We start from the raw sequence: 20,748 nt of genomic DNA, 5'->3' as shown, positions 1-20,748 counted from the left end.
GCGCGCGGCGGTGCCCGGTGGCGCTGCGCTTACCGGGCCTACGTTTCGTGCCGCGTTGAGGTTTTTTTGTAGGCCGGGTAAGGCGTAACCGCCACCCGGCAAAAAATCACTTCAGCAGCTTCACCGTGGCATCAATGTCGATCTCATCTTCGGTGAAGATCAGCGTCGTATTCTGGAAGGTGGTGATCGCCAGCTTCTTCACCGTGCGCATTTCGCCCGGCTTTTTCTCGGATTTCGGCTTGATGCTGTTCATCAGCAGCCCCACCGACAGCACCGCGTTCTCTTTGTCGATTTTGGTATCAGCCGGCTCTTCTTCGTTAAACACCACGAAGGATTTGATGGAGGAGAGCTTCACGCGCTCGCCCGCAATAAAGAGATGTTTGCTTTCGGGGATCACCTTCACCGCATAGGCGGAAAGGCCTTTGTTGTTGGTGGTTGGCTCAAAGGTCACCGCGGCATCTTTCTTAATCAGATCGGGGTTCGCGACCTTAATCACATGAAAATAGCGGTTGTCGCCGTTTTCATCTTTGATAAATCCAAAGCCTTTATCTTTAAACCACGTTGTGATTGTACCGTTCATCGCTGTTACCGCCTGTCAGATCGTAATGACTAAAGTTTTGCAGCGCGCAGTGTAATGCACAATGACGGAGGAGACAAAAAAAAGCCCCTGCACGGGTGCAGGGGAAAACTCATGTCAGAGCTTATTAGAATTTAATTAAACACCATTCCACCATCAATTAAGAGCGACTGGCCGGTCATGTAGTCGGAATCCGGGCTTGCCAGGTATGAGACGCAGGCGGCGACATCTTCCGGCTCGGACAAACGGCCAAGCGTAATGCGTTTGGCAAAGGTTTCCGTCCCGTAGCCGAGCGGTTTACCCGCCGCCTCGGAGACCTGACGGTCGATTTCCGCCCACATCGGCGTTTTGACAATGCCCGGGCAGTAGGCGTTAACGGTGATCCCCAGCGGCGCGAGATCCCGCGCGGCGGTCTGGGTTAAGCCGCGCACCGCGAATTTACTGGAACTGTAGACCGCCAGTTCAGGGTTGCCGGTGTGGCCCGCCTGGGAGCAGGCGTTGATGATCTTGCCGCCGTGCCCCTCTTTGCGGAAGGCGTCAATCGCGGCCTGGATCCCCCAGATCACCCCTTTCACGTTGATGTTGTAGACCTTGTCGACAATGTCCGGCGTGATGGATTCGATGGGGGTAGACGGCGCAATCCCGGCGTTATTCACGATAACGTTAAAGCCGCCCAGCGCGGTGCGCGCTTTCTCCACCGCCGCAAATACCTGTTCGCGGTCAGAGACATCGACCTTCACGGCAACGGCGTTGCCGCCGTTACGGATGATTTCATCGGCGACGGCTCTTGCCGTCTCAACGTTATAGTCGGCGATGGCGACGGCAAAGCCGTCTTTCACCAGGCGAAGCGCGATCGCTTTACCAATCCCCTGGCCTGAGCCTGTTACGAGAGCAACTTTTTGCATTTCTCTGTCCTTATCGTGAGTCACAAAATCTGGCTGAGATGGAGCTGGCCCATCAGCAGCGGGTTATCGCTGTAGTCGACGGGAATGGCCACCACGGCAGGGCCATCCACATCCATCGCCGCACGCAGCGTGGGTTCCAGCGCCTCGGCGCTCTCAACGGCAAAGCCTTTCGCACCGAAGGCGTCGGCATACGCTTTGAAATCGACCGGGCCGAACTCGACGCCGGAAAGCCGCTGGTATTTTTTCTCTTCCTGAATCGCCACCATGTTGTAGGCGTTATCCACCCAGATGATGTGCAGCACGTTGGCGTTGAGGCGCACCGCGGTTTCCAGCTCCATGCTGGACTGCAGGAAGCCGCCGTCACCGGAGACCGACACCACCTTGCGGCCCGGGTTCACCAGCCACGCGCCAATCGCCCACGGCAGGGCAACGCCCATGGTCTGCTGACCGTTGGAGATCATCACCTGACGCGCCCGGAAGCTGTAGAGGTAGCGGGCGATCCAGATGTGGAAGCTGCCCATGTCGACGGTGAGCGTCACGTCGCTGTTCACAATGTCCTGCATGGCGCGCACGATGCGCAGCGGGTGCAGGGCAAACTGGTTAAGCGAGGCGCCACGGCGGTCGAGCAAATCCCGCTGATGCTGGCGATCGACCAGAATTTCTGACGCACGCTGGCTCAGCTCCAGCTTATGGTCGATGCGGTTAGCGAGCAGGTTCAGCGTCTCGGCGATATCCCCCACCAGCTCCAGATCCGGCACGTAGTTACGTTCTTCATAGGCAGGCAGCACGTCAATGTGCACCAGCGTCGCGTCGCCGCTGTTCCACATGGACGGCTCGTACTCCACCGGGCTGTAGCCGATGCAGATGATCAGGTCCGCCAGATGCAGCAGCCGGTCGCCCGCCTGGTTATTGAACAGGCCGACGCGTCCGGCGAAGCGGGTGAAGTGCTCCTGGTTTACCGCCCCGGCGGCCTGATAGGTGCTGGTCACCGGAATACGGCTTTTCTCCAGCAGCTTGCGCAGCGCGGCGCTGTTCGCGGGCTGGCTGGCCATCAGGCCGAGCAAGATGACCGGGTTTTTGGCGTTTTCGATAAGCTTCGCCACGTCGTTAATCGCCGACTCCGGTGCCGGGCCCATCAGCGCCGGGCCGCTGGCGGGTAAAATCGCGCCCGTCGCGGGCTGGTCGACAATATCCTGCGGCAGGCTGACGAACGCGCCCCCCGGCCTGCCGTGCTCGGCGGCGCGAAACGCGTTGGAAACCACCTCGGCAATCGCGTCCGGTGAGCTGACCTCCACGGCGTATTTGGTGACAGGGCTGAACATGGCGACGGTGTCCATGCTCTGGTGCACCAGCTTCGCTTTATCCGCCCGCTTCACCGCCCCGCCCAGCGCGACCACAGGGTCGCCTTCGCTGTTGGCGGTGGCAATGCCGGTGATCAGGTTGGAACAGCCCGGCCCGGAGGTGACCAGCGCCACCCCGGCCTTGCCGGTTAGCCGCCCTACCGCCGCCGCCATAAACGCCGCGTTGGCCTCATGGCGTACCGGAATGATCTCGATGGAGGAGTCCAGCAGGGAGTCAAAGACCTTGTCGATTTTCGCACCCGGGATCCCGAACACCTGCTTCACGCCCTGCGCTTCCAGCTGGCCGACAACCATATCGGCGCCGTGCGCCCACTGACGTGACTGTTTCTCACTGTTCACGGTAGTTCTCCTGTTAGTTTTCGACGGAACGGATCGCTGCATCAAGATTGCTGGGGTGAAGGTTGGCCTGTAAAAACGCGCTGTCGGCGGGCAGGTCAATCATCAGCTTGTGAATTTCACCGAAGGTGAGCACGCCGCTCTCCAGCTGGTAGTCGAGCAGATGACCCCCGCCCTGACGGTCGTCGGTGATGAAATGCTCGTGATAGCCGGCTACGTTAATGCCCTGCATGTGCTGCGGCGTGCGGAACCCGACCAGCACCCCTTCGCGCTGGTTAAAGCGGAACACCGGCTGGTCGTCCAGCACGTCGGTCATCGCGCGGTACGGCGGCTTCTGGCGCGGTACGGTGCGGGTGTGGGCGTGGCGGAAGTTGCCGTCAATGCGCAGCGCGCAGAACAGGTTATCGGAGGGGATCTGCTGGTCGATCGCGTCGTGGATCTGCTGGCGGCTGACCGGCGCATCGAAAGTGATACGATACTGCGGCTGGAACCAGGTCATCACCGCGAACGGCGTTTTCTGCTCCGGCTTCGCGGCCCGGGCGCTGCCGTCGGCGCGCAGCTGGTACACCTGGCTGCTGAAGGCAATCATTTCACCGTCCAGCTCGTTGAAGGTGCCCAAACCAAAATCACCGTGTGCCAGCAGATCGGCGATGGTGGTCTCCCCCTCGTACACGCCGCTTAGCAGGGCGCTCATTAGCGATGTCTGATAGATCACGCTGTCAGGATGCCGGGCGGAGAACCCCCGCAGGGTCTCGCACAGGCTGGCCTCACAGTCGCAGGCAGATGAATGCATCATCGTGCTCGTCCTCTTCAACTTTATTTAGAAAGGTTAAATAAATGTTGACCCGATTCAGCAGAGAGTTCCAATATAGAAACCATGCTGGTTTGAGACGTTTTAGATATGGAACTTCGTTATCTGCGGTATTTTGTCGCGGTTGCACGCGAGCGACACTTCACCAGGGCGGCCGAAGCGCTGGGTATTTCACAGCCTCCACTGAGTCAGCAGATCAAACGGCTCGAAGAGGAAGTGGGCACGCCGCTGTTCAGACGCCTGACGCGGGGCGTGGAGCTGACCGAGGCGGGAGAAGCCTTCTACGAGGACGCCTGCAAGATCCTGGCGCTGAGCGATGCCGCGCTGGAGAAAGCCCGGGGCATCGCGCGCGGGCTGAACGGCAACCTGTCGATTGGCATCACCAGCTCCGACGCTTTTCATCCCAAAATTTTCGCGCTGATTCGCCAGTTTCAGGTGCAGAACATGGCGGTGCAGGTTCACCAGGTGGAAGCCAATATGTCGTCGCTGACGACGATGCTGGCGGAGGGTGAACTGGATATTGCCTTCGTGCGCCTGCCGTGCGAGAGCAGCAAGGCGTTCGAGCTAAAAATTCTCGACCGGGAGCCGATGGTGGTGGCGCTGCATCGCGACCATCCGCTGGCGGCGTGCGATTCGCTGGCGTTAGAGCAGCTTCGGGATACGCCGGTGGTGCTGTTCCCGCAGGAGGTCGCGCCGGGACTGTACGAACGCGTTCACGGCTGCTGCGAGCGCGCCGGGATTGACGTGCAGCACGCGCTGCAGTCGTCGCAGCTCTCCTCCTCCCTGAGCATGGTCTCCGCGGGCGGCGGGTTCGCGCTGGTGCCGAAATCCATGGCGGCTATTTCACCGCCGAACGTGACCTATCACGCGCTGAGCTCACCGGAGCTCTATACCGATATCGCGCTGTGCTGGCGGCGCTTTGAACGCTCGCGGACGGTGAAGCGGTTTTTGACGATGATGAGCGAGGGGTCATAGCGGCCTATAGGGGTTTTGCAGGCCGGGTAAGGCGCAGCCGCCACCCGGCAACATAGCCTCCGTCGTCAAATCCAGACGTCGTTCTCTGCGGTACGCTCCCCGCCTTCGTGTCCGGTATTCAGGACCCCACAAGGTTCTATCATCATCATTTTTACCGTTGATTCAGCAGACGTTTTATGTTCAACGCCTTTCGGCACAACGTACATTTCCCCTGGATTGACGAGCACATGCCCGTCACGAAAATCAATACGTAGCACGCCCTCGACCACGATGAATGCCTCATCGGTTTCAGGGTGCGCGTGCCATATAAAATCACCCGATATTTTGACGATTTTAAACTGATAGTCGTTCATCTGGGCGATGACTTTCGGCTGCCAGTGCGCGTCGAAGAGAGAGAATTTATTGTCTAAATTAACAGGACTATACATTGCGACACTTCCTATGGTTGAGAAGCGTCCAGGATAGAATAAGGCCGGCGTGCCGGTCTTGAACGATCGTGCAAATCAGGCAGGATGACCTTTGATGAATTTTTGCCAACGCCCCGGCGACATACCCAACGTTTTGATGAACTGACGAGTCATGTGACTTTGATCTGAAAACCCCGCTGCAGCGGCAGCCTCAGCAAGCGACAGGCCTGCCTGAATCAGGCGTCGACAGTATTCAAGTCGACGCATGGTCACATAGCGATAAGGACTCGTGCCATAAAGCGCACGAAAATCCCGACTCAGGCTCCAGCGATCTCTGCCACTGACGGCGGATAAGGTATCCAGCGTAATATTGTGAATGAATTCAGCGTGTATATATTCGCGCGCGCGTTCTGCGGATAGATAATCCACCCGATTCCGGCAAAAACGTTGTCCTCCCACGACGGCCAGCGTGTGGGCGAGATCGTAGAGCGCATCGTCTTCTTCCAGCGTATCAAAAGATTCTTGTGGCGCTTTTAACAGCGGTTCGGTCGCTGCAAAAAGCCGGGGATCGGATGAAATTCCGCCGGGAATAAACGGCAAAGGCTTTCCGCCCAGGATTTTTTGAATTAACGCCGGATCGATATACAGCATCCGATACTGGAATCCGTCGTTCGTTCCCGCCTCTCCGTCATGTATTTCGTCAGGGTGCAGGATCATTGTCCCGCCCGGCAGGCTATGTTGTTTACTTCCCCGATAGTGAAAACTCTGCACCCCGGATAAGGTCCGGCCTATGGCATAAGTGTCGTGACGATGCGGCTCATAGCCATGCCCGCTGAAATACGCCTCTATGCGCTCTATTTTACCGGGTTGTTGCGCCAGTCTGACCCAGTCTTTGTTGGCTTTTGCCTTCGACATATATGACACCTGATGCCCTGTGAGGGTGAAACAACACCATAAACGCATCGGGTGCAGTTTGGAAAGTCGTTGCAGGCAACGCGGGGTCGGATCCAGGACTTTGCTGTTTTATTGATATACGCTCCGGAACTACGTTTTCCTGGTAATTGTTTGCCGCATGCCATCTGTTACTCTGACAGAGTGCAAAGGATGACAAGGACGTGAAATGCTGAACCCCGGATTCGTTACCCGCAAAGCGCTTGCTCAGTGGCGGGATGTTCCTGCTTTTTTACCCGAGTTTCAGTTCCATGAGAAACATCAAGCGGTCATTCACACTACCCATCCAGAAAATATTCTGCCGCTGATTGCCAACTTTGACGTCCGGCAAGATGCCGTGATTCGTCGGCTGATGTCTTTGCGGCAATTACCGCAAAAATTTCTGCGCAATCAGCAGGCTGGCTCAATCAACAACTTTGGCCTGCACAGTTTTACGCTTTTGAAAAACTCTGCATCTGAGCTCTGCTATGGCTTAAGAGGACAATTCTGGCGGACTGATTTCGGTCTGGAAAACGCACCAGATGCCATTGCTTTTCAGTCGCCAGCCGCGCCGGGCAGCGCAAAACTGTTGCTACGCTACCAGGTAACGGAACTGGCGCCAGGTCAACATGAACTTTGTACAGAAACGTTCGTCTTTTGTCCGGACAGAAGCACTCAGTTAAAAATGACGGCTTACTGGCTGGCAATACGCGCAGGGAGCGGCTGGATCCGTAAAAGGACGCTGGAGGCTGTCAGGTCGAGTGTTGAAAATCAGAAGTGAGGTGCTCCTGTGAAATGCCCTGAACAATGGAGGTTTTGATGACTATACGAGTTATTACATTTTTGCTCATACTCGGCGCATTTGCTGTAAATGCAGCTGGTGGCGGTAATGGCGGGGATGGAGGGGATGGAGGAAATGGTTCGGATGGAGGAAACGGTTCGGATGGCACCGTCTCAGCGCCGGGCCGCGCAGGTTGTCCGGGCGGAACAGATCCGGACTCGTCGGGAAAATTTTATCTTCCCGGAACAAAACAGCAATGCAATCCGGGGAAGCAGGATGCAGTGAAAAGTGCCAGGCAATCAGATGCAGAGTGACAGTATGCTAACGCATCCTGGTTCTACATCCTCACTCGCCTCCTGCTTCAGGCATTAATACATGCGCCGGAATACGCAGAGCTAGACTTTCGCCTCCGCACCTAATGCGGCCTGCACCGCTGGACGGGCACTGATTTTTTCCCTGTACGCCAGCAACGCAGGCCAGGGGCTCAGCTCAATGGAGAAGAACTTGCACCATCCCAGCACGGTGAAAAGATAGGCATCCGCCACGCTAAACGCAGAGCCTGTCAGATATGCGTTTACGGAAAGCGTCTCCTGAAGAAAATCGAACCGCCTGAACAGCTTCTCACGAAAAATGGATTTGACCTCTTCGGGCAGGACGCGGTTGAAAAGAGGTGCTGACCCTGCGTGTATTTCGCTGGTGATAAAGTTTAGCCATTCCTGAAGCCGCACTCGCTCCCAGCTGTCTGCACGCGGTGCCAGCCCACTTTCTGGCTTGAGGTCTGCCAGGTACTGCAAAATGGCTGGCCCCTCGGTCAGGATTTTCCCGTCATCCAGTTCAAGCGCAGCGACATAACCTTTAGGGTTAATGGTCAGGAAGTCGCGCCCGTCAGCGGTAAGCTTGCTCCTGTTGTCCACTTTTACCAGTTCAAACTCAATCGCCAGTTCGCGAAGCACGATATGGGGTGAGAGCGAGCAGGTGTCCGGGGCGTAATAGAGTTTCATAATCTCTCCGTTAAAGCGGCTGTGTGATGAAGATTCGGTTTGCATTCACTGTGCTTAAAACCAATCACCCTGTAAAATTAATGATTCATAAATTAGCTATTAGCTGAGCTACTGATACCCATGATGAATCTTTTACACTGGCGCCTGCTGGTTGCCGTGGCCGATGCCAGTAATATTTCGCGTGCCGCTGAAGAGGTTGGCATGACGCAGTCCGGCGCCAGCCAGGCGATCGCTCAGTTAGAGGCCTCATTAGGATTTGCGGTATTCACGCGAGAGCGGCGCCACATCGGCGTAACGTCGCTGGGTGAGCGGGTTGTCAAAGAAGCAAGAAGTATGCTCGCGCGGCTGGATGCCATCCGTGCACTGGCGGATGAGAGCCGGGGGTTAAGTGGCGGGCGCATTCGTCTTGCCAGTTTTCCTTCGGTGACATCCACATTTTTGCCTGGGCTGCTGCGCGACTTTAAGCGCCTGCATCCTGAAATCGAGGTGGTCGTACTCGAAGGGACGGACCAGGAGGTCGAAGAGTGGCTGGCGGTAGATACGGTTGATCTGGGCGTGGTCATGAACCCTGTTCCCGGGCGTGCTGAAGCGATCTTAGGGCAGGATGCGTGGGTCGCGGTGTTGCCAGCCAGCCACCGGCAGGCTCGTTATGTGAATTCGCGCGGCATCACCCTTGAGGAACTGGCAGACCAGCCCTTCGTGCTCGCAACGGGCGGTTGTGCCGTCAATGGAAAAAGCCTGATGGAACAGGCTGGCTTGCAGCTGTCTGACGTGCGGGTGACCGTCCGCGACTGGATCAGCGCCTGCCTGCTGGTGCGCGAAGGCATGGGCGTCGCGCTGATACCTGAATCCGCCCTGCCGGAAGAATTACGCGGCCTGTGCGTCGTGCCTGTGGCACCTTCGCTGTGCCGGGAATTTGGGGTGGTTTGTTCGCAGGCGGGCAAATCTTCCCGCGCGACGCAGGCGTTATTAGAAGGATTGCTCAAAATGAAAAGGTCTGCGTGAAGGAGTAACCATGGTGCAAACTGTGCCCGGCGGCGCTGCGCTTGCGCGGGCCTACGGTTCGGTTTTGTAGGCCGGGTAAGGCGTAGCCGCCACCCGGCAATGCCCTTCTGGAAGCCGCCTCGCAAACCTGCAAGCAACCTTATGTAATTCAGGGGGATCCCTTTTCATCCCTTCTTTGCGGTCGTAAAGTGCCTGCGTTGCGGCACATCCGTAACCGGGCGTAGGAACCCGTTAGCATAACATGACGTTTTTTTAGACAAAGAGGATGCTAAATGGCGACTACTCCTGGATTTTCTTACGCGCTCTCTGAAGAAAGCGCTGTTCATCAACTCATCAACAATTCAATTTCCGATTCTGCGGATCTCTTCGAACTGGCCGATGCCTGTACTGCGTATGTCAGCGTGCTGGTGGAAACTGACGACGCAGTGACGTTTACCACGCTTTGTAAGCGATTGCTGGCTGCGCTTAAGCGACTGCGGGAGTGCTGCGATGCTGAACTGCCTTCGTATCTGGTTGAACAATTGATCGCAGGGGAAAAGATTACCTCCTGCGTGCCGGACTGCTGGCAGGAGACGACGCTGCAAGTGGACTATGCCGTGGCGTTAACGCTGGCGGTGATGGGCGGGACGTTGCCTGTGAGCGTGGCGAAAGAACTCACCGGGCTGCTGCATGATATGGTCTGGCTGTTGGCGGAGTTTGTGAAGGAGCCGTATATCACGGCGCACTGAGGCGGGTGATGGGAGGCCGGAATATTGCTGGGTAGGTGCAGGGTTTCGGCCTCATGCAAAATACAAGGTTGTTTATTGAATGTCTGTTAAGAGCGAAGAGCGGAAGTTATTCATACAGCGGCGTTGCTGAACAACTCACTTTTGTTCAGATGTCCACCCAAAAAGCGATCTATAGCTTGGCGGAAATCAATCAGTTACAGGATATCTTAAGCCATCACATGACGCCTGACATGCTTAAACTCGATGTATTCAACAAAGTCAGTCACCCCAAGTTGGTGACGCGAAAAATCTTAGACTATCCTAATTTTAGGGAGTTGCCAATCTCACAGACTTAATGTATACCGTTTGCTATCAACTAATTATTTTTCTTTAATAAACTTGGTGGTTAGAAAAACTCGTTACAAGAACAGCTAGCAGTGACTATTGGCTAGAACAGTTCACAAAATAATTGAATTCAATATGTCTTTTGATCATCAATCAGCCCAATATGTTCTATAGTACATAGCTTTGTAAAATATAAATTGATATATATAAGTGAAAATTTTTATGAATAAATTATACTCGGCACACATCGCAGCATCTTTTTTACTTCGGCCCATTCTTGTTATGGACATCTGTACTATCGGTTTGATAAAAGAACGTGAGAAAATCCCGAGGAATGACGATGAGAATAAAAAAGAAAGACTGCGTCAACTTGTCTCACTAGCAAAGTCAGGTAGATACAAATTTTCGTTTATTCTTGCCATAATCGAAAAAGCAACTGATGTTAGACATCAATTAACTCCACGGCAAATGGTTGATAGATTTATGGATGACTACCGAATGATTGTTGGCCTTATTGGCAGCAATAACATGTTAGAAAAACCAGCAACTCTTAAATCTCTCATTAATATAATCATGGATGAGAATTACAGCATAGAAGAAAGAGCTGAGCTGAAACTTATCGATTATCTTGAGTTGCTTAACTTTTATAATTCACTAGGCATAAAGACAGACCCTGCAAGAGAGGAGTTACTTGTTCTGGCCAAGAAGGTAACCGATTACGCCGAAACGTTAGGAATAAGCCGAGGCCATCCTGTCATTGCAATTTGTGTTGCATCAATTTACGGATGCAGTGATGCACGAAGAATCTTAAAGGTAAATAAGAAAGGTGAATTCAACCCTAGTAATGCACTAGGTGATATTCAGTCATTCTATCGTCTAGCCAAAACGAAACATGTTGTTCAGACGAATTTTCCAGGTTCCCGAGTTGAATTCAGAACTGAGGATAAAGCTCTGGAGAGTATGCATACATATTACGCTGCAACCGTTTCACGTGAAGTGGATGGCGTACCTATTTACGCTATCCATAATATAAATGATGAAAAAATGTTCCCTTTGCTTTTCACTAAAGGGATGGGATTAAATATTGAAGAACGTAATGCCCTTTATGTTCTGCTTGATTTCCGCGTACCCGATGAGCAATCAGTTAGTTAAAGTCGGTCTAATTGTATAATGGCTGAAGCATACGTTGATAGATTCCTAGCAAGTTCATAGCATCCTAAACTGCCCCTGACACGGAGAGGACGAAACCAAGATCTCTCGGACCGTTATGAGCGAAGAGCGTAATTAAATATAATAACCCTTGCCCGCCCAGAAAGGCCCCTAACACGCTTTTGCGGCGAATGGGGCGTTTTCCCGGCCCAAACCCTGCCCCGCTCATGATGCCTGCATGGCTATGTAGTTAGCTCTGTTCTCCACGGATTAGTGCATATAGATGATGGAAACGTCCGCTTCTGGCACAAAACAGATCTTCATACTCGCATCTATCGCCCCACCGCCACGCTCGCCGACAGCCCCGCCACCAGCTCAACCCCCTCCGGCAACCTGTCGATATGAATGCGCACCGGCACGCGCTGTGCCAGCCGCACCCAGCTAAAGGTGGGCTCGACGTCGGGCAGGCCCAGCCCGCCCGTCTCATCGTTGCTGTCCCCGATCCCATGCCCGATGCTCTCCACGTGCCCCGCGATGACCGGCTCGTATCCCATCAGCACCACCTGCGCGGCATCCCCGACGCGAATATGGCGCAGCTTGGTCTCCTCAAAGTACCCCACCACCCAGAAGCTGTGGGCATCGACGATGGCGACCTTTGTCTCCCCCGCCGTCGCGTAGTCTCCGGGCCGCAGCCGCAGGTGCGTAACGTATCCCGAGACCGGCGCACGGACGGTGGCGTGCGCCAGATTAAGCTCTGCCAGATCCAGCGCGGCCAGCGCGCCGTGAAAATTGGCCGCCGCGACGTTCGCCGCGCTGCCGGTTTGCTGCAAATCCTCGCTCGAAATGGCGTTTTTAATCAGCGTGCGGCGGTGGGCCGCGTCCTGGCGCATCAGCATCTCATGGCGTTTCGACTCGACGTCCGCCTGCGCGCTGACCACCGCCAGCTTAAGCCAGCGCGGATCGATAGTGTAGAGCACATCGCCCCGGTTCACCCACTGATTGTCCCGCACGGCCACGCTGATAACCGGCCCGGAGACGTCCGGCGCTATCTGCACCACGTCCGCCCGCACTCGGCCGTCGCGGGTCCACGGCGTTTGTGCGTAGTGTTTCCACATCATAAACGCCAGAAGCGTGGCCGCCGCGACGACGCTCAGCGTCAGCGCATAGCGAGCCAGTAAAGAGAGCAGTGATTTCATGACAATAACCCCAACGCGATCAGGCCCTGCATCAGCAGGAAAAAGGTGACAATCCAGGTTGAAACATCCATCAGCGGGCGAAACGGCAAGCGCCGGTAGAGCCTGCTGAGAGAGAAAAGCGCGACGAGGCTCAGCGTGCAGACCAGCGCCGCGAGGGCGACCGTCAGCAGCCCCGGAATAAAAACGCCGCCGATATTGAGATCGTTAACCATGGTCAGGCCCCCGTAATGCACAGTGCAGATCCACCAGCCTGAAGACCAACTGGCGCGTATGTTCATCTGCCGCAGGCAGATGGCGTTCGATAAGGGTGACGATGCGTTCGCGTAAGGCGTGGCGGTCTGCGGCGTTTATCCGATGAAAAAGCGCGTCAACCTCACTGCCGGGCGGTGCGTCACTTCGGCGTAAATGCATGACCGAAAGCCCCAGACGCAGCGCGTGTAACAGCCGATCGAGCGCCTGCTCTGGCGCACGCTCGCTGCGCTGCAGGCGCGGCAGCACCAGGGCGGTTCGGTCCATCATCAGGTTGATCCAGTGCGTTTCATCAACCCGCAGCGTGCCCTTCAGGCTGCGGCGAATGTCGCGCTGGCAGAGGTTCAGAAGACGCGTAATGGCGCCATCCGCCTGCACGGTTTGCAGCAGGCTCATGCTGACGACGGCATAGCCGGTGGCGGCAAAGAGCGCGATGGCGGTGTTGGCCGCAACGGCGAAATCTCCGCTGTAGCGTGCCCCCAGCTCGCACAGAATGGGCAGCGTCAGGGTGATGCCCATCGCCATAAACGTGGTCGGCGGACGCGCCTGAAGCGACCCGCCCAGCAGATACGCCGGGGCAAGCACCGCCACCAGCACCGGGAAATCGCTCACCAGCGGCAGCAGCGCAAAGCTGTAGAACAGGCTAATGACCACGCCCCAGAACGAGCCAATGATGTATTTCACGATGTGCGGTGCCGGGGTGTCGAAGCTGCCAAACAGCGTGCAGCAGACCCCCAGGATAGACACCGCCGTGCCGCCATCCGGCCACGCTGAGAAGATCCAGACCAGACAGCCGCTCAGGATGATGGCGTAAGCCCCCAGCGCCGTGCGGGCTGCGGTAAGAGGATCGCGGTGGAAAACGTAGCCTTTCGCCGCGCGGGTTTGCATCTCCCCAAAGACGGGTTTGGCGTGGAGGATAGCCCCGGAAAGACGTTCGCACTGCTGCAGAAGCGCGATAGCCTCCGAGAGATAGCGAATAAAACTGACCTGCAGCGCGTCGTCAAACGTCTGCGCCTGCGCGGCATACCGATCGATGAGAAGCGCACAGCGGAGCCGCAGCGCCTCTGCCGTGCTGCTGGCCCCCGCGCCTTCAGCGGCAAGCCAGGCCTGAACGTCCTCCAGCAATGTCTGCGCATCGGCGGGCAGGGTTCCGATCGCTGGCAGGCGATCGTGCAGTTCACAGTTGACGATAACCAGCCGCGCCAGCCGATCGTGGATCGCTTTTCTGGCCTGCCGCACCGGGGCTGAGAGGGCAAAATCGTACGGAATATGGTGGCTCATGCCCTGCAAGAACTGCAGCGCCAGGGCCAGATGCAGCGGGCCGGAAGCCGCGTCGGGTTTACCGGCTAAAGTATCCGCCACCCGCCCGCGCGCGGCCTGTAGCGTCTGGGATAATTTCGCGTTGAACAGCCCTGATACGCGCGCGGGCAGCACGTAACGGTGAATCAGCGCCGCGCAGAAAATCCCAATCGAAATCTCCTGCACGCGGACAATGGCGACGTTAAAGATGCCGCCGGGATCGGACACTGCCGGAAAGCCAATCAGGCTCGCGGTGAAGCCCGCCAGCACGAAGGCATAGGCTCGGGGCGTGCGTTCCAGCAGGGAGAGCCACAGGCAGAATGCGATCCAGCCCGTCAGCACCGCGCTGCACAGGACTGGCGTATTCGCGAAGGTGGGCACAATCAAAACGGTCGCGCTGGCACCTACCGCGGTACCGGCCAGCCGGTAGAGGCTTCTGCTCAGCGATGCCCCGACCGACGTCTGCGACACGATGTAAACCGTAATAATGGCCCACGAGGGACGTTCGAGGCCGATCGACAGCGCGAGGTAATAAGCCAGCATCGCCGCGGCAAAACTCTTCGCGGAGTAGATCAGCGCGCCCGCATCGTTTCGCAGCGCGGCGGGGAGACGCACGGGATGAGAGAAGATATTTTTCATGCCGGGATTATTACCGGCTTGCAGACCCGCTTAAATACTCTATTCTGTCAAAAAATACCTAAATGTTGCCAAAATCGTGAAGCCTCAATCTGCTACTACGCTGTATGACCCTGACTCTACCGCCAGCCCGGCGGTGGCGCGTCATCTGGACTTCGTGGATTACGCCGCGGAAGTGCCGGTACATACCCACCGCAAGGGGCAGCTGATTATTGCCCGATACGGTGCGGTCAGCTGTTACGCGGAGAATGACATCTGGATCGTGCCGCCGGACTGCGCCGTCTGGATCCCCGGCGGGATCCCGCACAGCGCCAAAGCGACCTGGAACGCGCATCTCAACTATCTGTTCATTGAGCCCGGCGCGGCGGCGCTGCCGGAGAAGTGTTGCACGCTGGCGATCTCGCCGCTGATTAAGGAGCTGGTCGATCGTCTGACGCGCGAGGGCGTGGATTATCCCGCCGACGGCCACGTCGCGAGGCTGACCCGTGTCACGCTGGACGAGCTCGCCAGCATGCCGCAGCAGAAGCTGAGCCTGCCGGTCTCGACCGATCCGAAAATTCGCGCCATGGCCGACGCGCTGGTTACCCGCCCTGAGGACAGAAGCACCCTGAAGGACTGGGCGAAACGGCTCGCCCTCAGCGAGCGTTCGTTTGCCCGCCTGATGCAGCGCGAGACCGGGCTGAGCTTCGGGCGATGGCGCCAGCAGCTGCATTTGATTATTGCCCTGCGGGAGCTGGCAAGCGGCGTACCCGTCCAGAACGTGGCGACAACGCTCGGGTACGAATCCGTGAATGCGTTTATCACCATGTTCCGAAAAGCGATGGGCAGCACGCCCGCCCACTACTTTGCCGAACGGAAAAACAGCGGCCGTTAGCCCGGCCCCTCGCTCCCCGCCGCCAGCAGCGGCACCACCACGTCGCTGATGGGCACCGCAATACCGTGTTTTCGGCCGTAGCGCTGGATCACGCCGTTGCGGATATCCCACTCCATCGGACGATCGGCCTGACGGTCGGCAAGGATCGACGTGCCCAAATCCACTGGCGCACGCTGGAAGTTCGCCAGGATCTCCTGCGCCACCGCATCGTCCAGCTTCGCTCCTTCAGCGCGGGCGACGGCAAGCCCCTCGCGCAGGTAGGCCAGCGCAAGCTCGCTGATATCCTCGCGCCTGAACATCCCGGCGCGGCGGTTGGCCAGCACCATCAGCCCGGCGACCGCGTTTTGCAGCAGCTTGCGCCAGGCGACGGTAGGGAAATCTGTTGCGAGCTCAACTTGACAGCCCGTACCGCGAAGCGCCCCCACCACCCGCTGCGCCTGCGGCATGTCCGGCAGCGTCAGGCGCGGCTTCGCCCGTAGCCACACGGACGCATCCGGCTCGCGCTGGGCCGGGAACCAGACCACCGACGGCAGCACCGTCGCGCCGTTGACCCACGGCTCCAGCTGGGCTTTTTGCTCCACGCCGTTTTGCAGCGCGCAGACCACGGTGTTTTCATCGCACAGGGCCCGCAGCCATCCGGCGCTGTCGGCATTTTGCGTCGTTTTTACCGCCACGAAAACGAGATCGACGGGGCGCGTGATGACGGCCGGATCGGTTAAAACCGGACCGGGCACCACGGTTTCACCCTCGTCGTGGCGCAGGCGCAATTCCGGGTGCGCGGTGCGTCCGCACAATAGCGGCGTACGGCCCGCGTCATGCAGCACCGCGGCGATGGTGGTCCCAATTGCGCCAGGTCCTATCAGCGCAATGGTTGGATAGTCAGACATGAATCACTCCCCCTTTTGCTAAGCCTGCTATCAGTTATACCACCCTGAGACGAGCGCGCCACACCCGTTGTCTATACTCAACACACAACAGACAACGGAGTGCGCCATGCCTTTACCTGATTTCAAATCCTCTGAACCTTTCACCCTCGGCATCGAGCTCGAACTGCAGGTGGTTAACCCGCCGGGCTACGATCTGAGCCAGGACTCCTCCGCGCTCATCGCCGCCGTCAAAGACGACATCAAAGGCGGCGAGGTCAAACACGACATCACCGAAAGCATGCTCGAAATCGCCACCGGCGTGTGCCAGAACATCGACCAGGCGGCGGCACAGTTCTCGGTGATGCAGCAGAGCATCCTGCGCGCGGCGGCGGAGCAGCATATCCAGATCTGCGGCGGCGGGACGCACCCGTTCCAGAAGTGGCAGCGTCAGGAGGTGTGCGACGACGAGCGCTATAACGTCACGCTGGAGCGCTTTGGCTATCTGATTTTGCAGGCGACGGTGTTCGGCCAGCACGTACACGTCGGCTGCCGGACCGGGGACGACGCGATTTACCTGCTGCACGGCCTGTCGCGCTTCGTACCGCACTTTATCGCCCTGGCGGCCGCCTCGCCGTATATGCAGGGCACGGACACGAAGTTCTCCTCGTCGCGACTCAACATTTTTTCGGGGTTCCCGGATAACGGCCAGATGCCGTGGGTCAACAGCTGGCAGGAGTTCGAGGGGCTGTTCCGCCGCCTGAGTTCGACCAGCATGATCGACAGCATTAAGGATCTGCACTGGGACATCCGCCCCAGCCCGCACTTCGGCACCGTCGAGGTGCGGGTGATGGATACCCCGCTGACGCTCGGCCACGCCATTAACATCGCCGGGCTTATTCAGGCGACGTCCCACTGGCTGCTGACCGCGCGGCCCTATAAGCATCAGGAAAAAGATTTTCTGCTGTACCGCTTTAACCGTTTTCAGGCCTGTCGCTACGGGCTGGAGGGGATCCTGACGGACGTGCACACCGGCGAGCACAAAACCGTGGCGGAAGACATTTCGTGGCTGCTGGAGCAGGTTGCGCCGTCGGCCGAGAAGCTCGGCGCGACGAGCGCAATTAATGAAATTGCCCTGCTGTTAAAGCAGGGCAAGAGCGAGGCGCAGCGCATGCGGGAGTTTATCGCCGACGGCGGCTCGCTGATTTCTCTGGTGCAGAAGCACTGCGAGCTGTGGGCGACGAGTCCGTAAGGCCGTGGCCCCACTCGCGCAGCCGCTGGAACAGCACGAACAGCGCCGGGATAAACAGGATCCCCACCACGGTCGCCACCAGCATGCCGCTGAACACCGTGGTGCCGATGATGCGGCGGCTTTGGGCACCTGCCCCGGTCGCCAGCATCATGGGCAGGACGCCGATAATGAACGACACGGCGGTCATCATCACCGCGCGGAAGCGGCGCGAGGCCCCTTCCCGCGCGGCATCAACAATCGCCATCCCGTCCATGCGCCGCGCGCGGGCGAACTCCACGATAAGAATCGCGTTTTTAGCCGCTAGCGCGATCAGCAGTACCAGACCTATCTGCACGTACACGTCGTTGGCGTAGCCCGCCAGCCACAGCCAGACCAGCGCCCCGCCGATGGCGAACAGCACCGAGAGCATCACGCTCGCCGGGAGCGTCCAGCTCTCGTACTGGGCGACGAGGAACAGCCACGCCATCACCACCGCCGCCAGCACGATCCATATCGCCTGATTGCCGGTCTGCTGCTCCTGATACGACATGCCGCTCCAGGCATAGTCGTACCCGGCTGGCAGGTTTTCCGCCAGAATCTCGCCCATCGACGCCATCGCGGTGCTGCTGCTCACTCCTTCCGCCGCCGAGCCGCTCACCGACACGGACGGGAACTGGTTGTACTGCTGCAGGAACGGCGCGCCGACGCTCGGCGTAATGGTGACCAGATTGCTCAGGCGCACCCGCTCGCCGCTGTTGCTGCGCACGAACAGCTCGCTGATCTGCTCGGCGCGCTCGCGCCACTGCATCTCGTTTTGCATCACCACGTGGTAGACGCGGTTGTTGACGCTGAAATCCCCGGCGCGCGTGCCGCCAAAGGCGGTTTGCAGGCTGCTGAAGATGCGCGACACCGGCACGTCGAGGCGCGCGGCGCGCTCGCGGTCAACGGTCAGCGTCAGCTGCGGCACGTTGCTGCTCCAGGTGGTGAACACGCGGCTCAGCTGCGGATGCTGGTTAGCTTTCGCCAGCACCTCACGCGTGACGCGCTCCAGCTCCGCCGGGCTCTGCCCCGCCTGCGCCTGAATGCGCAGGTCGAAGCCGGAGGCGTTGCCCAGGCCCGGCAGCGTCGGCGGCGCGAAGGTCATGATGGTCGCCTCGGGCAGGGCAAGCAGCTGGCGCTGCAGGGTGCCCATCACCTCGTCCAGCGGCGGGCGCTCGCTCCAGTCTTTGAGCATGATGGAGATAAACCCGCCGTTGGAGGCGCTGGTGCCGTTGAGGATGTTAAACCCGGACACCTGAATGACGTCCTCAACCGCCGGATTTTTAGCGATCAGTTTGCGCGCCGTGGTCATCACCGCTTCGGTGCGCTCCAGCGAGGCCGCTTCCGGCAGCTGGACGCTGGCGAAGAAGTAGCCCTGATCTTCCTGCGGCAGGAAGCCCTTTGGCATCGACATAAAGCTAAACACGACCACCGCCGCCGCACCTGCGGTGGCCAGCAGCGCCAGCCACGGGCGCAGGTTTAATACGTTCACGATGCGGGTGTAGAAACCGCGCGTGGCGTCCAGCCCGCGGTTAAAGGCGCAATAGACTGCCGCAGGCTTCTCCGGGCGCGGACGCAGCAGCATCGCGCACAGGGCGGGCGTCAGGGTCAGCGCCACGAGGCTTGAGAGCGTGACGGCGGTGGAGAGCGTCACCGCGAACTGGCGGTACAGCTCGCCGACAATCCCCGGCAGGAGCGCCACCGGCACAAATACCGCCAGCAGCACCAGCGTCGTCGCGATGACCGGCCCGGCAATCTGGCGCAGCGCCAGCGCGGTCGCCGCCGTGCGGCTCTGCCCTTCCGCCATCAGGGTTTCGACGCTCTCCACCACCACGATGGCGTCATCCACCACCATGGTCAGCGCCAGAATGATGGCAAACAGGCTAAGGGTGTTGGCGGAGTAGCCGAGCGCGTAGAGCACCGCGAAGGTGCTCACCAGCGACACCGGGATGGCGAGCGCCACAATCAGCGTCGCGCGCCAGCTTTGCAGGAACAGGGAAACGACCACCACAACCGCCAGCATGGTGAGCGCCAGCGAGACGCCGATCTCCTTAATGGTGGCGGCAACAAAGGAGGTGGTGTCGAACTTCACCTCGTAGACCAGGTCGTCCGGGAAGCGCGTAGAGAGGCGCTCCAGCTCCGCGCGCACCGCGTCGGCAACGCGCAGGGCGTTGGCGGACGGCGTCGGGTAGATGCCGAGGTAGGCGGAGTCGTGCCCGTTCAGCTGCGCGCCGGAGCTGTAGCTGCGCGAGCCGAGCTCGATGGTGGCGACGTCCTTCAGGCGCACCAGCTGGCCCATCTCGCCCGCGCGGATAATGATGTCGGCAAAATCGTCGGCCTGATTTAAGCGCCCCAGCCCGTTGATGGTCAGGGTCTGCTGCTGGCCGTTAAACACCGGCGGCGTGCCGACCTGGCCTGCCGCCCCCTGCACATTCTGCTCGCGCAGCGCCTGCGCCACGTCGTCGGTGGTGACGTTCAGGGCGTTCATGCGGTCCGGACGCAGCCAGATGCGCATGCTGTAGTCGCGCGCGCCAAACATCTGCACCTGCCCGACGCCCGGCAGGCGGGACAGCGCCTCGCGCACCTGGGTGCTGGCGTAGTTGCTGACGAACAGCGGCGTATGGGTGTTATTCGGTGAGTAAAGACTTACCCCCATCATCAGGTTGGTGGCGCGCTTGCGCACCTGCACGCCGTTTTGCTGCGCCTCGGTCGGGAGCTGCGCCACGGCCTGCGCCACGCGGTTTTGCACGTCGATGGCGGCGAGGTCCGGATCGGTGCCCGCCGCAAAGGTAATGTTCAGGCTGTACGTGCCTTCGTCAGAGCTGGTGGACTCCATATAGAGCATGTGATCCACGCCGTTCAACTGGGTCTCCAGCGGCGTGGCGATGGCCTCCGCCACGTCAGCCGAGCTGGCGCCCGGCCAGCTGGCCGACACGTTGACCACCGGCGGCGTGATCTGCGGGTACTGCTCCACCGGGATAATCCTCAGCGCGATGGCCCCCAGCAGGGTAATGACCAGCGCAATCACCATCGCGAAGCGCGGGCGTTTAATGAAAAACGTCAGCATGATG

General features: G+C 58.7%; 20 protein-coding genes. 8 read left to right on the top strand and 12 right to left on the bottom strand.

Annotation, left to right across the window (positions count from 1 at the left end; all coding sequences use genetic code 11):
* Window positions 1-106: 106 nt before the first annotated feature.
* From AC2TE5_RS05635 to budA, 4 genes are all read right to left on the bottom strand, one after another.
* The gene (locus tag AC2TE5_RS05635; RefSeq protein WP_023310683.1) at window positions 107-580 is read right to left on the bottom strand and encodes a cold-shock protein; all 474 of its coding nucleotides are present in this window, start codon (window positions 578-580) and stop codon (window positions 107-109) included.
* 131 nt (window positions 581-711) lie between these two features.
* Window positions 712-1,482, bottom strand: a complete 771-nt coding sequence (locus AC2TE5_RS05630) for a (S)-acetoin forming diacetyl reductase (protein WP_213787594.1) — start codon at window positions 1,480-1,482, stop codon at window positions 712-714.
* A 20-nt stretch (window positions 1,483-1,502) separates the two neighbouring features.
* Window positions 1,503-3,224, bottom strand: a complete 1,722-nt coding sequence (gene alsS, locus AC2TE5_RS05625) for an acetolactate synthase AlsS (protein WP_484612809.1) — start codon at window positions 3,222-3,224, stop codon at window positions 1,503-1,505.
* Window positions 3,196-3,975, bottom strand: a complete 780-nt coding sequence (gene budA / locus AC2TE5_RS05620) for an acetolactate decarboxylase (RefSeq protein ID WP_063145233.1) — start codon at window positions 3,973-3,975, stop codon at window positions 3,196-3,198. Before budA ends, alsS begins: the two co-directional genes overlap by 29 nt.
* Before the next feature lie 105 nt (window positions 3,976-4,080).
* On the opposite strand from budA, the gene AC2TE5_RS05615 reads away from it, so the two are divergent.
* Window positions 4,081-4,965 (top strand): LysR family transcriptional regulator, encoded by an 885-nt coding sequence (locus tag AC2TE5_RS05615; RefSeq protein WP_484612808.1) that lies wholly within the window; start codon window positions 4,081-4,083, stop codon window positions 4,963-4,965.
* Between the two features lie 65 nt (window positions 4,966-5,030).
* On the opposite strand, the gene AC2TE5_RS05610 is transcribed toward AC2TE5_RS05615, so the two are convergent.
* Together AC2TE5_RS05610 and AC2TE5_RS05605 are read right to left on the bottom strand one after the other, a co-directional pair.
* Window positions 5,031-5,393, bottom strand: coding sequence for a cupin domain-containing protein (locus AC2TE5_RS05610; RefSeq protein ID WP_047648474.1), 363 nt, complete (start codon window positions 5,391-5,393; stop codon window positions 5,031-5,033).
* Between the two features lie 75 nt (window positions 5,394-5,468).
* Window positions 5,469-6,287 carry an AraC family transcriptional regulator gene (locus AC2TE5_RS05605; RefSeq protein ID WP_484612807.1) on the bottom strand — a complete coding sequence of 273 codons (819 nt, stop codon included), beginning with the start codon at window positions 6,285-6,287 and terminating at the stop codon, window positions 5,469-5,471.
* A 205-nt stretch (window positions 6,288-6,492) separates the two neighbouring features.
* On the opposite strand from AC2TE5_RS05605, the gene AC2TE5_RS05600 reads away from it, so the two are divergent.
* Both AC2TE5_RS05600 and AC2TE5_RS05595 read left to right on the top strand, forming a co-directional pair.
* The gene (locus AC2TE5_RS05600) at window positions 6,493-7,083 is read left to right on the top strand and encodes a hypothetical protein (protein ID WP_213328758.1); all 591 of its coding nucleotides are present in this window, start codon (window positions 6,493-6,495) and stop codon (window positions 7,081-7,083) included.
* Between the two features lie 38 nt (window positions 7,084-7,121).
* A complete protein-coding gene (locus tag AC2TE5_RS05595; RefSeq protein WP_213328759.1) occupies window positions 7,122-7,397 on the top strand; it encodes a hypothetical protein in 276 nt (91 codons plus the stop codon).
* An 81-nt stretch (window positions 7,398-7,478) separates the two neighbouring features.
* Here the strand turns inward: AC2TE5_RS05595 and gstA are convergent, their stop codons facing one another.
* Window positions 7,479-8,084: a glutathione transferase GstA gene (gene gstA, locus AC2TE5_RS05590; RefSeq protein WP_484612806.1), complete on the bottom strand. Its 606-nt coding sequence runs from the start codon at window positions 8,082-8,084 to the stop codon at window positions 7,479-7,481.
* A gap of 120 nt (window positions 8,085-8,204) precedes the next feature.
* On the opposite strand from gstA, the gene AC2TE5_RS05585 reads away from it, so the two are divergent.
* The 3 genes from AC2TE5_RS05585 to AC2TE5_RS05575 all read left to right on the top strand — a co-directional run bounded on the left by AC2TE5_RS05585 (window position 8,205) and on the right by AC2TE5_RS05575 (window position 11,293).
* Window positions 8,205-9,089: a LysR family transcriptional regulator gene (locus AC2TE5_RS05585; RefSeq protein WP_484612805.1), complete on the top strand. Its 885-nt coding sequence runs from the start codon at window positions 8,205-8,207 to the stop codon at window positions 9,087-9,089.
* Window positions 9,090-9,361: 272 nt separating this feature from the next.
* Window positions 9,362-9,817: a hypothetical protein gene (locus tag AC2TE5_RS05580; protein WP_213328762.1), complete on the top strand. Its 456-nt coding sequence runs from the start codon at window positions 9,362-9,364 to the stop codon at window positions 9,815-9,817.
* 546 nt (window positions 9,818-10,363) lie between these two features.
* Window positions 10,364-11,293, top strand: coding sequence for a hypothetical protein (locus AC2TE5_RS05575; protein WP_484612804.1), 930 nt, complete (start codon window positions 10,364-10,366; stop codon window positions 11,291-11,293).
* Window positions 11,294-11,622: 329 nt separating this feature from the next.
* Here AC2TE5_RS05575 and AC2TE5_RS05570 read toward each other — a convergent pair whose 3' ends face one another.
* The 3 genes from AC2TE5_RS05570 to AC2TE5_RS05560 are packed head-to-tail and all read right to left on the bottom strand — an operon-like array spanning window position 11,623 to window position 14,673.
* Complete coding sequence (locus AC2TE5_RS05570; protein WP_484612803.1) at window positions 11,623-12,486, bottom strand: efflux RND transporter periplasmic adaptor subunit; 864 nt, start codon at window positions 12,484-12,486, stop codon at window positions 11,623-11,625.
* Window positions 12,483-12,698: a DUF1656 domain-containing protein gene (locus tag AC2TE5_RS05565; protein WP_063440677.1), complete on the bottom strand. Its 216-nt coding sequence runs from the start codon at window positions 12,696-12,698 to the stop codon at window positions 12,483-12,485. Before AC2TE5_RS05565 ends, AC2TE5_RS05570 begins: the two co-directional genes overlap by 4 nt.
* Window positions 12,691-14,673 (bottom strand): FUSC family protein, encoded by a 1,983-nt coding sequence (locus AC2TE5_RS05560; RefSeq protein ID WP_484612802.1) that lies wholly within the window; start codon window positions 14,671-14,673, stop codon window positions 12,691-12,693. The genes AC2TE5_RS05565 and AC2TE5_RS05560 overlap by 8 nt, the downstream gene beginning before the upstream one ends.
* 76 nt (window positions 14,674-14,749) lie before the next feature.
* Between AC2TE5_RS05560 and AC2TE5_RS05555 the strand changes: the two genes are divergently transcribed.
* Window positions 14,750-15,544 carry an AraC family transcriptional regulator gene (locus AC2TE5_RS05555; RefSeq protein ID WP_484612801.1) on the top strand — a complete coding sequence of 265 codons (795 nt, stop codon included), beginning with the start codon at window positions 14,750-14,752 and terminating at the stop codon, window positions 15,542-15,544.
* Here the strand turns inward: AC2TE5_RS05555 and AC2TE5_RS05550 are convergent.
* A complete protein-coding gene (locus tag AC2TE5_RS05550; protein ID WP_484612800.1) occupies window positions 15,541-16,431 on the bottom strand; it encodes an oxidoreductase in 891 nt (296 codons plus the stop codon). The two genes, AC2TE5_RS05555 and AC2TE5_RS05550, sit on opposite strands and share 4 nt — an antisense overlap.
* 106 nt (window positions 16,432-16,537) lie before the next feature.
* On the opposite strand from AC2TE5_RS05550, the gene AC2TE5_RS05545 reads away from it, so the two are divergent.
* The gene (locus AC2TE5_RS05545; RefSeq protein WP_023334807.1) at window positions 16,538-17,659 is read left to right on the top strand and encodes a YbdK family carboxylate-amine ligase; all 1,122 of its coding nucleotides are present in this window, start codon (window positions 16,538-16,540) and stop codon (window positions 17,657-17,659) included.
* On the opposite strand, the gene AC2TE5_RS05540 is transcribed toward AC2TE5_RS05545, so the two are convergent.
* Window positions 17,589-20,744 carry an efflux RND transporter permease subunit gene (locus tag AC2TE5_RS05540; protein ID WP_484612799.1) on the bottom strand — a complete coding sequence of 1,052 codons (3,156 nt, stop codon included), beginning with the start codon at window positions 20,742-20,744 and terminating at the stop codon, window positions 17,589-17,591. The two genes, AC2TE5_RS05545 and AC2TE5_RS05540, sit on opposite strands and share 71 nt — an antisense overlap.
* Window positions 20,745-20,748: the final 4 nt, after the last annotated feature.

The sequence above is a fragment of the Enterobacter sp. N5-15 genome (assembly GCF_057221635.1).
This window is presented reverse-complemented; position numbering and strand designations above follow the sequence as displayed.